Annotated in this window: 10 protein-coding genes; 3 read left to right on the forward strand and 7 right to left on the reverse strand. The window is 49.2% G+C overall.

Annotated elements, in window-relative coordinates; genetic code table 11:
* Nucleotides 1–9 precede the first annotated feature (9 nt).
* Together K6J72_RS07545 and K6J72_RS07550 are read left to right on the forward strand one after the other, a co-directional pair.
* Nucleotides 10–1,236 carry a cytochrome b gene (locus K6J72_RS07545; protein WP_221279463.1) on the forward strand — a complete coding sequence of 409 codons (1,227 nt, stop codon included), beginning with the start codon at nucleotides 10–12 and terminating at the stop codon, nucleotides 1,234–1,236.
* Nucleotide 1,237: 1 nt separating this feature from the next.
* A complete protein-coding gene (locus K6J72_RS07550; protein WP_221279464.1) occupies nucleotides 1,238–2,095 on the forward strand; it encodes a c-type cytochrome in 858 nt (285 codons plus the stop codon).
* A 51-nt stretch (nucleotides 2,096–2,146) separates the two neighbouring features.
* Here the strand turns inward: K6J72_RS07550 and thrC are convergent, their stop codons facing one another.
* The 6 genes from thrC to flgE all read right to left on the reverse strand — a co-directional run bounded on the left by thrC (nucleotide 2,147) and on the right by flgE (nucleotide 9,595).
* The gene (thrC, locus tag K6J72_RS07555; RefSeq protein ID WP_221279465.1) at nucleotides 2,147–3,574 is read right to left on the reverse strand and encodes a threonine synthase; all 1,428 of its coding nucleotides are present in this window, start codon (nucleotides 3,572–3,574) and stop codon (nucleotides 2,147–2,149) included.
* 3 nt (nucleotides 3,575–3,577) lie between these two features.
* The gene (locus tag K6J72_RS07560; protein ID WP_221279466.1) at nucleotides 3,578–5,290 is read right to left on the reverse strand and encodes an MBL fold metallo-hydrolase; all 1,713 of its coding nucleotides are present in this window, start codon (nucleotides 5,288–5,290) and stop codon (nucleotides 3,578–3,580) included.
* Nucleotides 5,291–5,441: 151 nt separating this feature from the next.
* Entirely contained in the window at nucleotides 5,442–6,512 is a 1,071-nt protein-coding gene (gene lpxB / locus K6J72_RS07565) for a lipid-A-disaccharide synthase (protein WP_221279467.1), read from the reverse strand.
* On the reverse strand, nucleotides 6,509–7,087 hold the full coding sequence (mua, locus tag K6J72_RS07570) for a nickel-binding protein Mua (RefSeq protein ID WP_260320584.1): 579 nt from the start codon (nucleotides 7,085–7,087) through the stop codon (nucleotides 6,509–6,511). The genes lpxB and mua overlap by 4 nt, the downstream gene beginning before the upstream one ends.
* Nucleotides 7,084–7,431: a hydrogenase/urease nickel incorporation protein HypA gene (hypA, locus tag K6J72_RS07575; protein ID WP_221279468.1), complete on the reverse strand. Its 348-nt coding sequence runs from the start codon at nucleotides 7,429–7,431 to the stop codon at nucleotides 7,084–7,086. Before hypA ends, mua begins: the two co-directional genes overlap by 4 nt.
* Nucleotides 7,432–7,438: 7 nt before the next feature.
* Nucleotides 7,439–9,595: a flagellar hook protein FlgE gene (flgE, locus tag K6J72_RS07580; RefSeq protein ID WP_221279469.1), complete on the reverse strand. Its 2,157-nt coding sequence runs from the start codon at nucleotides 9,593–9,595 to the stop codon at nucleotides 7,439–7,441.
* A gap of 443 nt (nucleotides 9,596–10,038) precedes the next feature.
* On the opposite strand from flgE, the gene K6J72_RS07585 reads away from it, so the two are divergent.
* Entirely contained in the window at nucleotides 10,039–13,674 is a 3,636-nt protein-coding gene (locus K6J72_RS07585) for a beta strand repeat-containing protein (protein WP_221279470.1), read from the forward strand.
* Here K6J72_RS07585 and K6J72_RS07590 read toward each other — a convergent pair.
* A complete protein-coding gene (locus K6J72_RS07590) occupies nucleotides 13,671–14,204 on the reverse strand; it encodes a hypothetical protein (protein WP_221279471.1) in 534 nt (177 codons plus the stop codon). The two genes, K6J72_RS07585 and K6J72_RS07590, sit on opposite strands and share 4 nt — an antisense overlap.
* Between the last annotated feature and the right edge of the window lie 67 nt (nucleotides 14,205–14,271).

The following is a 14,271-nucleotide window of genomic DNA, read 5'->3' on the forward strand; positions in this document are numbered from 1 at the left end:
GGATCACACATGGCGGAGATGAAAAAAGCAGAGGGCGTTGTAGATTGGCTAGATCAGCGGCTCGGGATCAAAAAACTCACCAAAGTTTTGATGACAGAGTATTGGATTCCTAAAAACATTAACTTCCTGTGGGCGATGGGGGTGATCTTACTCACCTTATTCACCGCCCTTGTGGTTTCGGGCATTTTCCTTTTAATGTATTACAAGCCCGATGCCAAATTGGCTTACGACAGCGTGAATTTCACCATCATGCAAGAGGTCGCCTTTGGCTGGCTGTGGCGGCACATCCACGCCACGGCGGCGAGCATGATTTTTGTCATCATTTATATCCACATGTTCGTGGCGATCTATTATGGCTCTTACAAAAGAGGGCGGGAGATGATTTGGATCAGCGGCATGTTGTTGTTCGTGATCTTCAGCGCGGAGGCGTTTAGTGGCTACATGTTGCCTTGGGGGCAAATGAGCTATTGGGCGGCTTCGGTGATCACCGGGCTCTTTGGCAAAATCCCCGTGATCGGGCCCGACCTTTTGATGTGGATTCGGGGCAACTATGTGGTGGCAGACGCGACTTTAACCCGTTTCTTCATGCTGCATGTGTTTCTATTACCTGTTGTCATCATTATGATTATAGGCATGCACTTTTATTCGTTGCGCATCCCCCATGTCAACAACCAAGAGGGTGAGGTGCTGGACTTTGAAGCCGAAGAGAAAAAATACAAAGAGGGCAATAAAAAAGAATCGAAAGTCATCCCCTTTTGGCCTGTGTTTTTGTCTAAAGACATTTTTGTGGTCTGTGCCTTCATGGTGTTTTTCTTTTACTTGGTGTGCTACCACTATGAATTTGCGATGGATCCCATCAACTTTGAGCGCGCCAACAGCTTAAAAACCCCCACACACATTTACCCCGAGTGGTATTTCTTGTGGAGCTATGAAGTTTTGCGGGGCTTTTTCTTCAATGGCAACTTAGGGTTGGTGGTCTTTGGCATCGCGCAAATCATCTTTTTCTTACTGCCTTTCTTAGACAACAGCCCCGTGGTTAAACCCGCCCACCAACGCAAAGCGTTTCAGGTGTGGTTTTGGCTTTTAGTGGTGGATATGGTGGTGCTGACGATCTATGGCAAACTCCCCCCCGTGGGCAATAATAAATATGTCGGCTTAGTGGCATCGCTCATTTTCTTAGCCCTTTTCTTTATCATTTTGCCCCTAATCAGTCGGGCAGAAAAGAAAGGAGCTTAGAGTGAAAGAACTAAAAATTTTAGTGATCTTGATCATTGTCATCGGTGCGCTTTACTATGGAGTGGAGCCCTACGCCCACTCCATCATGGAGCCAAAAACCGCCCCCGCAGACTTTGCCTTTAAAGACTTAAAACCCATTGATCTAAGCAAGGGTGTGGCGAGCAAGGGCAAGGATTTAGTGGCGCAAAATTGTGTGGCTTGCCACAGCATTGAAAGCCAAAAAATCCCCGCCCCCATGGATCACGCCTCTGCCGGGGCAAGCTTTGGAGTTGTCCCCCCCGATCTCTCCCACATCGCCAGTGTCATCAACCCGCAATTCTTAGCGCATTTCATCAAAGACCCCACAAAGGCGGCAAAACTCACACACAAGTATAAAGACGATCACCCCTACCCCATGCCCGCCTTCGCCCAGTTTAGCGACCAAGATTTGGCCGACATCGTGGCTTACTTGACCTCCATCGCGCCTAAAAAGCTCACAGATCAACAAGTCTTTCAACAGGCCTGTGAGCGTTGCCACGACATCAAATACGACAAGCTTTATGCTGTTACGGATCATAAAGACTTGCACCGCTACTTAGGCTCTAACGCCCCCGACTTGTCTATGATGATTCGATCTCTGGGGCGTGAAAAGCTGGAAGTTTTCATCAACGATCCGCAAAAACTCTTGCACGGTACTGCCATGCCCAGAGTGGGCTTAACCAAACAAGCCCAAGAGCAAGTCATCAACTACTTGGAGCAAACCGGCGATAGCAAACGCCACCAACGCCACGGGCTAGGCATCCAAATCATGCTCTTCTTTGCGGTGATGACGCTCCTTGCCTATCTTTGGAAACAAAAAGTGTGGAGGGAAGTACATTAAAAACACATGGCGCTTTGCTCGGGCTGCGCGCTTGGCTTGAGACACAAGCCCTTACAGCCACGCCTTGATGTGGCTGGCAATCTCTGTAACTTTTAACACTTCTGTATGGATGGGGATTTTTTTCAACAAGTCTTTGACATGGCTAGGGGGCGTGATCCCCTTTTTAGCCAAAATTTCTAGGGCTTCTTGATCGTCTTTGGTGGGCTTGTCTTCTAAGGCCAAACAAGTGGTTTGGGGAAATTTGGCCCACGCAGCGGTGGATACGATCACGCTAGGCAAGGGGCTTTTGAGAGCATCTAGGGCTTTCAAGGCGGTGGCGGTGTGCGGATCGATGAGATGATTAAAATCCTCATAAACCTGTTTAATGTAGTCTAGGCACTCTGTATCTGTGCAACTGACCGCCTCAAAATGTTCTTTTAAAGTTGCTAGCTCGTTAGGGCTTAGCATGTAGCGTTTGTGTGTGTCTAAATTTTGCATACACTCTTTGGTGCGCTCATTGCCAAAGAGCGCATAGAGCAACCGTTCCACATTAGAGCTCTTTAAAATATCCATCGCGGGGGCGTAGGTTTTTTGCAACACCCGATGGCTGATGTCATACACCCCCGTGTTAAAAAATTCAGCGAGCACATCATTGGCGTTAGACACAATGGCGATTTTGGCAATGGGCAAGCCCATTTCTTTGGCGTAAAACGCCCCCAAAGCGTTGCCAAAATTGCCACTAGGCACAATCACCCTGATCAAATCCCCATAGCTGATTTTTTTCAAACGCACCCACTCTAGGTAAGCCCAAACATGGTAGACAACTTGAAACAACACCCGCCCAAAGTTCACAGAATTAGCCACCCCGATGGAAAAACCCTTTTCTTGCAACTGCGCATTGAACCCGTGGTCATTGAGCAAATTTTTCAGCGCGCTTTGGGCATCGTCAAAATTGCCCTCAATGCCATAGACTTTTAAATTCGCCGCATCCATCGTTTGCATTTGCAAAGCTTGCACGAGGCTTGTGCCTTTGGCGGGGTATAAACACACGACTTTAATGTTTTCAAGCCCGGCAAGGCTGGCTAAAGTCGCAGGTCCTGTGTCCCCACTGGTCGCCACTAAAATTAAAAACTTTTCTTGATTGTCTTTAGCCAAAGAGCCTAGCATGGCCCCTAAGGGTTGCAGTGCCATGTCCTTGAAGGCAAGCGTGGGGCCGTGGTAAAGCTCTAGCACAGCTAAGTTGGGTTTTAAAAGCCTTAAGGGCGCAATGGGGTTAAAGGCATTGTAGCGTTCTAGAGCACTTTGCAAAATCTGCCCCCCCAAACCCAAAGCGGCACAAATGTGGGCGGCTAGGTCTTGGTAGGGGCTGTTTAAATGCGCTTTGAAGTCAAGTTTGGGGATTGTTTTTAGGGTGTAAAGCCCATGTGTTTGGCTGGCAGGCTTGGCTAAGGCTTGGATGAGGGGTCTATCTGTGCCCCCCCTAGTGTCGGCTAATAACATGCGTCATCCTTTGGCAAGTTCGATGGTGTAGGGTTTGGGGGCGATGTATTTGTGGCTGAAATGGTGCCAAAAGTGGGCTTCATAGGTGTTGGGACTGCGCTCTAAGCGGCAGTGAAAGCCCCTGACCATCTCTGCAAAGGACAAGCCATTAGCCACCACACATGCCAAAATCTCAGGTCGTACCCTCAACACCAAAGTGCGGTAACCCTCTTGCTGTTTGATGATGGTTCTCACGGGTACAATGCGGAAAGTTTGTGTGTCAAAATTGGCTTGCACGATGGGAGCGACCACCCGCTCAAAGGTTTCATTCATCGGCACAAAGGTTACGATTTGCTTCGCCTTGTAGCCCGCCGCCTTTAAATATTCCATCAGCTCTGTGGGATTGTAGGTGAATTTTCTTATATAAAAGTTGACATAAGCCTGTGGGGTTTCTTTCTTCAGGGTGTGGATGTCCTCTCTCCATTGTACCAAGTCGCTTTCTTTAAATTCCAAAGTGAGGCTATCTTCTGGGGGCAACCACTTCACGGGTTGTTTTTTGTGGCTGCGGCTGTGGATTTCGCAAATTTGTTGCCCCTCTTTAAGGGGGTTTTTGAGGTTTAGAGCCTTAATGGTGCTGTCCCTAGTGGCATCCTGATTGTAGGGCGTGGCAATGGGCATCACATAGGCGGGCTTAGTGGCTTCAATTAAGTTTTCTAGCTGGTTTTTAAAACCCTCCAAATGGCTGGCGTGCAGGCTCTTTTGCGTGGCCTCATCGTAGTTGTTGATGCAAAAAGGAAAACCCGAGGTCCCCCCGCTAAAGGCGGTGCAAAGCAAAGTCAAATCGCTTGGCAAATTAAAAGAATTGAGATAGCCCCCATAGGCATTGACAATGACATCATGCCCGGATAAACACAGATACAGCCCACTCTCTTCTGTGCCATCTGGGGGAGCAAACACGCTGAATTGGAAAAACGAGCCAAACTCGTAAATCTGGGCAAACTCCAGAGGGTAGATGTTGTTAAAACCCAAGCCCTTTAGGCTTTTTTCCACGCTCTTAGACTCAAAATTAGGCACAATGAAGGGCTTGCTCTTAGAGACAAAGGCCAAAGTTTGGGGGTGCAAGCAACTAGAGCGGTTTGATGAGATGAAGACAAAATCCGCCTTCACAAGCACATGCACAGCTTCTTTGCAGCTCGCCTTTTCCAAATACCCGCTTCCTAAAAAGCTGGGCCCCAAAAGCCACGGGTCAGTGATCAAGCTCACCCCCCCCGCCTCAATGTATAAGCAGGCGTGGTTTAAATAGCGGATTTTAAAATCCCCCTTAAAGCTGGACTGGTAGGGGTTATTTAGGTCCATAGAGGTGTCCACCACCAAAGAGCGCCCCTCCACACGGCATTTTAAGGGTCTTTTGGGCGTGCCATTTTGGTAGGTCAGGCTCTCAATGTGCAAGGCCCAGTGGCAATAAGGGCAAGTGGCTAGGTCTTTGTTGTGCTGGAGTTTACCCCCGCAGTGGTTGCAAGTCTGATCGATGATCCACTCCACTTCGGGTTTTTCGCCCATTTTGACATGCTTTTTCATCTTAACGATGAATTGCCCGATGTCATTGATTCCTTGCAATAACCCCCGCGCAGGCACGATCTGCGTGTTTTGGGAGGTCTCAAACAGCCCCACGCGGCGCAACTTCTTGGGGACATCTTGGGGGGCTGTCTTGACAGGTTTTTTGGGAGCGATTGCCATAAGGACTCCTAGTGCTTGCTAAAGCAAAGATTATACAAGAATTTAAAACTCTTTGGCAAAAATCCCCCCTGGCAAACGCAGAGGGTTTGTTTTAGCAGGTGGGATGGATGCCGCCCATGCGTGGTCCAAGTCTCTATACATCTTGGGTGCTTCATGCCCTAAGGCCATGCCTGATCCACTCGGCGACCACTTGCGCGCTCCCGTGTTGCAAATATGTCCGGATTTTTTGCGACTCTTGTAGAAATTTCTCTCTATCTAATGTTTCGTAAATCTCTAAGAGTGTTGGGGCGTTTAGGTCATCTTGAATGATTTCAGGGTGCAGCATGGTTTGCCCCCGCCCCGGGCTCTCGTGATGTAGGGCGTTGTAAAAGATGTTGGCCAATCCTATGCAGGTTAAGTGCACCAAATTTTTAGCGATGAAAAAGTCTAGAGGGCGGGCTTTGTAAGCCAGCACAAAGGGTGTACCGATGAGCGCGGCCTCTAGCGTGGCTGTGCCGCTGCAAATGAAGGCAAAGGACGCTTCAAACAGGCTTTTATGTGCATCAAAGGACACTTCAAACAGCTTTAAATGCGCCCCATAAAGGGTGTTTAAATCCAAACCTTGAAAGCTGGCAGGCACAACCAGGACTTTTTTGCCCCCGATTTTTTGCGCCACCTGCACGAAAATAGGCAAAATGCGCTCGATTTCTTGTTTGCGGCTGCCTGGCATGAACACCACACTCTTGCCCCCCACTTCAGTTTTTTGGTACTTGATCTCATCTAAGAGCGGATGCCCCACAAACTGCGCCTTGTCTTGGTAATAACTCAGTTCAAAGGGCAAAATGGCGGCGAGCTTGTCGCAATGTTTTTCAATGATCGGGGCTCTATACGCCTTCCACGCCCACACTTGGGGCAAAATATAGTATAAAACGGGCTTATTTGGCTGCGCCTTTTTAATGCGCTTGGCTAAAGGGATGTTGAACGAGGACGAGTCCATGAGCAGTACAAGGTCGGCTTGCTCGGCTAAACGCGCCATGGTTTTTAGGGCTTTATAGAAAAAGAACAAGCGTCCAAAGACCTCTTTAAAACCCATCACAGAAAAATTCTTAGGCGACAAAATGGGCTTATCCCTTGCATTTAGGGGTTCATACACGCCTAGCCACTCCACTTTTGGCAAATGGGGGCGCAGGGCTTTTAGATGGATGTTGGAGCTCACTTCTAGGGCACTGACCAAGATTTTCATTGTGGCTCTTCGGGGTCTTTGGCTTGTAATTTGTCTTGGGTTTGGCGATCCCTTAACTCGATTTTGAGCGTGCTGTTTTCTAAGTCCAGCCCAAACACCCTATCTTTCAATACATGGTTTTCTCTCAAGAGCACGCGGTATTGTCGGTAGAGATTATCAGCAAAGTAGCGTTTGGCTGGCCGCGCCCTTGCAATGGAGTGGTCTTTTAAATAAATCTCCACGACCTCCAGCGCTTGGGGCAGGGGTTCGTCGGTGTCTTGCAGTTCGGGCTTGTCTTTTTCCAGCTGCCATAAATCGCGTTTGATTTTGTGCGAAAGCAACTCTTGGCGGATTTCTTGGATTTCCTCTTCCTTGCCCTTTTGCAGGGTTTGCAATTCCTTGATCTGCTCTTTGGTCTGCACGATTTGCGCCCGCAAGTCTCTCAGCACCGCCCGCGCATTCTCGATCTCCTCCTCGTAGGCTTGCAACTCCTCTTGAAACTTCTGCCGCTCCTCTTCAAAGAGTTGCACCACCTCCCAACTCTCTTTCATCTCAGGGGCTTTTTTGATGAATTCTTGAAAAATCGCATCAATCACACCATCTCCAAAGACAGCAGTTGCATTTGGGTGCCTTTGCTTAGGCGCACATTTTGCGACCCGCAGTGTCCGCACACGCCATACTCCAAATTGGGCGGGACATAGGTTTTTTTGCACTCCAAGCACTCTAGCTCCACTTTTTCATCCACGATCTCTAAGATCGCTTCCTTGCAAATGTCTAATTCTTCTTTAAAGGTTTCAAATGCGCTCATGAAGAGCTGTTTATCCATGCCAGCGCGTTCACCAATGCTCACCACAACTTTTTCAATCTTTGTGGCGTTGTGCTTTTTAGCATGTGTTTCGCACAGATCCATTAAAGAGGAAACGACCGAATACTCGTGCATGTCCTAACTACTGCTTGAGGTTTAATAAGGTGTTTAGAATTTGATCTGAAGTTGTAACGGCTTTAGAGTTGGCTTGAAAGCCCCGTTGCACAACGATCAAATTCGTCAAACTGCGGCTCAAATCCACATTGCTCGACTCCAGCTTAGAGCCAGACACCCCACCCCTGCGCCCGGTGTTGGCCGCCCCGATGAGTGCTTTACCTGAGTTGCTGGTTTCTGAAAACACACTCCCTCCATCGGCTTGCAAGCCCGCATCGTTGGCAAAGTTCGCCAACGCCACCTGTGCTAGGGCTAGACTTTTGCCATTGCTAAAGGCCCCAAGCAAGGTCCCGTTGTCATCAAAGCGCACATCCATCAAATCTCCCGCCACATAGCCGTTTTGTTCGATGGCGTAAGTTTCAGAGATTTTATCCACGCTGGTGATCCCATCAAAGGCCCCGGCTGTGCCGAAGTTGAGCGTGATTCGTTGGGGCGAATCCGAGCCATTGTGTGGGTTGAACTGCAAAAGGGGAGGGTTCATGCCCGCTAGTGAGCCGTCTTTATTGAAGTGCAACACCCCATTTTCAAACACATTGGGGCGTTCAGGAGAGCTACCGATGATTTCTCCGGGTTCGGGCACAATCACTCTAAAACGCCATTCCGCCCCGCCTGTTTTGTAAAACTCCAAGCGCATGGTGTGTTTGGTGCCTAAGCTATCCACCAAGTCCACGCTACTAGCGTGCGTGGCGTGGGTGAGTTTAGAAGTGGAAGTGGACACCCCGCCCTCAATGAGAGAGGCGGTGTTGAGTGCTCCCATTGTGCGTCCAAAGAGGACATTTTTAGTTACTTTGGCGGAGGTGTAGTTGGTAACAAAAATGCTGAGGTTGTCTTTTTGTGGTTTGCCATCGTCCTTATTGGTGATCTCAAACATGCCATTTTTATTCACTTTGACAGACACAGATGCAGTGGAATCTTTATAGTTGGCTTTGAGGCTGGGGTCTTTAACGATGTTGGCATCATGTTGCATCAATGCGCGTAAATCTTCCGTGGTTTTAAATTGCCCGGTGCTTGAGTCGGCATCGATGCCCTTAGTGTAGCGGTATCTAAAGGCAGTGATGCTCTGATCGCCCTTAACGAATTTAGCAAACGCGCCCGTGCCTGCACCCGTAACCACGATGTTTTTCACATGCTTGTCGCCCTCAAGATTGTTTTTATTCTCCAAGCGCAACTGCCCATTGTCTACATAGGCTTCCACCCCTGTTTTGTTTTTCACAGCATTGATCGCATTTTGGGCGGCGGAAAGGGTGCTGATTTTAGAGACGGTCGAGTCGTTGGTGAAAGAGATTTTGGTCCCATTGATCTCGATCGTGCTGTTCTGGTTTGTGGTTAAAATGTCTCTTTTCACTGTGGCGTTTTTATAGCTCACCCAAATGCCTTGATCTTCATTGAGTAAAAACGCATCCCCATCTTCGTTGAACAAAGAACCCATGTCTTCGGCGACTTGGGTTAAATTCGTGGAAGAGTCGTACTGGGGTTTCACGCCATCAGAGGGGGTGCGCACAGAAGAGTCGAGCATGAAGATGTTGCCCATCTGGTCGGCGTGGCGGCCGGCGTTTAAATTGGCGCGCATAGAAATTTTGGTGCTGGAGCGCGCGGGCATCACCATCCCGGGGTCGATGCGGATATTTTGTAAAGGTTTGGTGTTGTCAATTTTGAGTAGATCGGTTTCGCTCCCCTTAGAGCCCATGTCTTTAGGATCGCGCACCCAACCCTGCACCACATACCCGCCCGTAGTCACCAAACTGCCCTGTGCATCAAAAAGAAACTCTCCGCTGCGGGTGAAGTTGCGTGTTACACCTCTATCGGGGCTGATGACAAAGAATCCATCGCCCTCGATCGCAAGGTCGGTTTTCACATCGGTGTTTTGCAAATTGCCCTGTGAGAAAATTTTAGTGGTCGCGTCCACGCCCACGCCCAAACCCACAGAGAAGTCGTTTTGCCCCGCTAGGCCGTTTTTATAGGGAGCGGTGGCGATGAGCTTAACCTGAGAGAGCATGTCCACAAAGGAAGCGCGGGAGTATTTAAAGCCCGTGGTGTTGACATTGGCGATGTTGTTGCTTTCAATATCTAGGGCAATTTGGTGTGCTTGCATCCCGTTAACGCCAGACCATAAAGAGCGGAGCATGGTGATCCTTTAAGTGAATTGCCAAATCCTAAGCAAAGTTTATTCCAAATTTTGGAAATATGCCTAAAGGGGGAGAAATTTTATAAAAATTATAAAAGCCCCTTTTAAAGTGTGCCGTGTTAGAATCAAAACCTCGGATGCCATGTTGGCTACTTCTTTGTGGAACATTCGAAGTATAGCTTAAGCTAGAGTTGAGGGAGGTGGTGGGCGGCTTCTCTAAGAAGGAGAAGTCAACGCGAAGCTGATGATGGCTCTCGTGGTGTTGATGGTGCTTCCAATGCCATTATACTAACCTGAAAAAGGGGAAAGGGGGCACCCCGCTTAAGAGGTGCTTTCCCACCACGAAAGCCATTGTATCCGCTTCTCTCTCAATCTAAAATTAAACCCAAGCCTAAAAATTTACATTAATTCTTGTAAAGCCAATTTTGGATAAAATGCGCTCTATGAGAAAACCTAGTAAACTTTCCCTGAAAATCAGCCATGCCATCGCTAGGCGCATTAAGGCAAACCAAGCCCAGCGCGCCGGCGTTTTTGTCTTCAAAGAAGCCCCTAAGATTGTCCCACGCCAAAGCTCGTGCACTTCTAAAGTGCTCTCTAAAGGGGCGTTTGTGGTGGGGGCTATGGCTTCTTACAATGGGCTAGCAGCCTATGATTTAGGCAACCAAACACACATCGTGGGCTATATGTGGGATCACCGCAACGGCGAATTTTACTATGGCGGTGGCGGCTATTATTGTGGCAGCTATTGGTGTAACGATGCTGCAAGCCTCACAAGCAATAAAGATGGGGATTATCTGCTCTCACAGCTCACATGGAAAGGGGGTAGTTTAAACATTGGGCTTAACAACGCCACTTTAAATGTGGGGACTCAAGGGAGCAACACCTTTACAAATTATTACGACACGGCGACCTTTAACGACACCATCAACGCCCGCAACATCAATTTAGCCCAAACTTTAAACCTTGAAAGGGATACAAATTTAAGCATCAGTGCCAGCCAAAACATCAATGCCAACAACGCCACGCTTAATTCAAATGGTTACACTCTAGCACTCAAGGGGCAAAATGGCAACTTTAACGACACTTCCTTAAATGGGGGTAGTGCGATCAACATTGATGTTAGCAATCTCACCCTCAACAATGTGTCTTTCAACGATGCCAACACCAGTGTTACTAACACCGGTAGCCTTAACATCCAAAACACCATCACTTTGACCCATAATTCGCCTCTAACCAAACTCGCCAGCACCATCACCCTAAGCCCTAGCGCGATTTTTAACATCACGCAGGATTTAAGCAATGTCAGCCAAACGGGGGGGTCTTCTTATAGTGTCCTCAACACCACAGGAAATATCAACACCTCAAGCTATGGCAAAGCTCTGTGGAATCTCATCCGCTATCACAATCAAAGTGCCTCTCTTTATAGTGGCGATGGGGCCAGTGAAATCCAAAGCAATGGGGAAACGATTTACCATGTCGCTTTCAACGAGGGGGGCAAACAATACACCTTTGGCGAAGCCTTTGGCCCTAAGTCCATCTCGATTTTCTCGCTCCAACCCACCAATGTTTGGGGCACGGGGGTTTTGCCCCTCAATGGCTCCCACGATTTTTCTGTAGGCCCGGGCGGTGTCGCCTACATCAACCCCAATGCAGCCAACCCCACCAATGGCTATAAAATCCTAAACACAAACGCCAATGCGGGGCCTGCGTCCTTTGGGGTCAATATTAAGGGCAGCGATTCCACCTTGATTTTAGGCAACGACACTGCAAATCCCATAAATTGGCAGACCAGCAAAGCGGCGATTTCTATCGGCGGGGACACACACACGGCGGGCACAATCAAGGGAGCGTTTAGTGCCTACAATATTTACATGACCAACACCCTCCAAACGGGCAACAATCTTGCCCCAAATGCCCATAATATCCTCACTGCTCAATACGGCGGGCATGGGACGACTATCACTTTCAATGCCTCTAACAACCTCACTATGGACGATCTGCGCTATTGGGAGCGTATCGCTGGCGATGAGCAATCCTCTGCCACCTTTAATGCCACAAATAACATCAATGTCAGCAACTCCACTTTTATCGACAACACGAGAAGCATTAGTGCCATCATCGGTGGAGACATGAAGTTTAGTGCGCAAAACACCACCTTTAACAACAGCCGATTTAGCGGAGATCAAAACCAAATCAGTTTGACCGGCACACAAAAGCTCACCCTCACAGACACCCAAATCAACAATGGGATGTCTACCGTTAGTCTAAATGCCGGCACGCTCAACATGGATTGCGATGGCAAAAATGGTAGCTGTGTCCCAAACTTTAGTAAAACCCCCCCTTTTGGGGCCAGTGGCTTTAGCGGCATCAATGCCGAACACCTATTAGTCAACGCCCAAACGGCCACCTTTAGCAACACCACGCTCAACATAGACCCTGTGAGCGGGGCAAATGCCGCCTTTTCAACCAACAATTTGACCTTCAACAACACCACCTTTAGCGGGGACAACACTTTTAGCTTCAAGGCTTACAACAAGGGGGGGCAAGTAACCACTTTTGAAGGCACCACGACCCTAGACACCGCGCAGAGCAACCAAGCCCTAAGCCCCTTTGCCACCGCTTTAAGCGGGCAGGTCATTTTAGGCTCTAATGCGGTGTTTAACATCCAAAACACGCTCAACAACCCCGCCAAAACATACACGATCCTAGACACACAAAACGCCATCCAAGCTAGTAGTCAAGACTATTTAAACACCTACGCCGGGCGTTTGTGGCAACTCATCCACTACCAAGGGCAGAGTGCGAGCAGCGCACAGCAAGTAACAGGTGCGTTCATCTTCAACAACCAAGTTTACAACATCCCCACAGCCGACAAGGCTTACATGGTGAGCTTTGGCACAGCGCGCTTTTTAGAAACCTTTGGCAACAACCGCATGGCCTTGCAATATGTGTCGCAAGCCGCCGATGTGTGGCAGTCGGTTTATCCCATGCAAAACGAACCTAATGTCCCCCAAAGTTACAATGTGGGGGTCAATGGTGTGGCCTTCATTGACCCCGCCCACAACCACAGCGACCCGGGCTACAACCCAGGCGACAATTCTTTAAGTGCCAATTCTCAAGTGAGCGGCGGGGCGACTGACACCACCATCGTTGGCAACAACGCGACCTTAGTCATCGGCAACGACCAGCTACAGGCCATCGGCTTGAAAGCCCAGCGCGCCAGCGTCAATTTAGACCCCAGCGAAAAGACCGGCAACAGCTCCAGCACCACCCTAAGTGCCCCCAATGTCCTACTCACCAATGATTTAAACATCGGCTCTAACAAAGGCGGTTCGGGCGATTTAAACATTAGTGCCCAAAACACGATGACCATGGATGGCCTAGATTTTAACGCCACAGGTTCGCAGCAAACCAACCAAAACACCTTCACAGGGACGCAAAGCCTAAACATCCAAAACTCCAACTTAAACGCCAATGGCGGGGCTCTCTCTTTAAACTCTCAAAACATCCAGCTCAACCACGCCAACCTCACTGGCCAAAGCGGTGCCACAATCACGCTCAATGCCTCCAGCCAAAGCTCCAATACCCCTACACAAATCAATGCCGCGAACACGGACTTTAAGGACAGCGGGGGCTCTGTTAAGTTAAACGCCCAAAACATCACCCTAGGCACGAGCACACAGGGCACGCTTTATGATAAAAGCGTGAGCGGCGCGGCGCGCGGCGCGGTGCGCTTTAGCGGCAACAATACGGCCATTTCTATTGCGGCCACAGGGGCGCTGGATGTGGCCAACACCAGCTTTAACGAGCAAAACGGGGGGTCTATCAGCCTAAGCAGTGGGCAAAACCTCACCATTGGTCCCACCCTCACCTTCAGCGGCAACGCGACACACATCACCCTCAACACCGCCAACACCCTAAACATCACGGGCCAAGCCGGGCAAGAGGGCTTTAACGACACAAACGGGGCAATCCAATTACAAGGCCAAAACATTAAGCTCAACGCCGCCACTTTTGCGGGCAGCGGCAACTCTGTGAAAATCCTAGGGGCGGGGGGAGTGGGGCCGCTAACAGCTTAAGCGCCACCAACACCCATTTTAACAACAGCCAAGCGGTCAATGTCAATGCCAACAGCGCCACTTTCAGCGGTGGCAACTTTAGCCAAGACCAAAATGTCAACATCGCCTCTAGTGGCGATGGCAGTTTTAGCGGGACTGATTTTAGCAACGACCAAGCCATAAGCATTGCCGCCAACACCGCCACTTTCACCGATGCGGCCTTCAACAACACCGGGGCAGTTACCATCAAGGCCAGCGGTGGCAGCAATTTCAACAACACAAACTTTAACACCACAGGCAATATCAACATCAACGCCGGCGACACCGACACCTTCAGCGGCACAAACTTTAACACCACTGCCGATGTCAACATCACCGCCCACAACAAAGCCACTTTTGAAAACAACAGCCATTTTACAAAAGCCCAAAACATCAACATCACCGCCAACACGGCTGATTTTAATGGCACAGATTTTAACACCACGGGCAGCGCGGACAATATTTTTAAAATCGCCAACGCCACTTTTGACGGGGCGACCTTTAATACCCATTCAGCCTATAATTTCAGCGGCAACACCCAGACAACCTTTAGCGGCATAAGCAATATTGGAATCAGTG

Source organism: Helicobacter sp. NHP19-003 (assembly GCF_019703305.1).
Lineage (GTDB): Bacteria > Campylobacterota > Campylobacteria > Campylobacterales > Helicobacteraceae > Helicobacter > Helicobacter gastrocanis.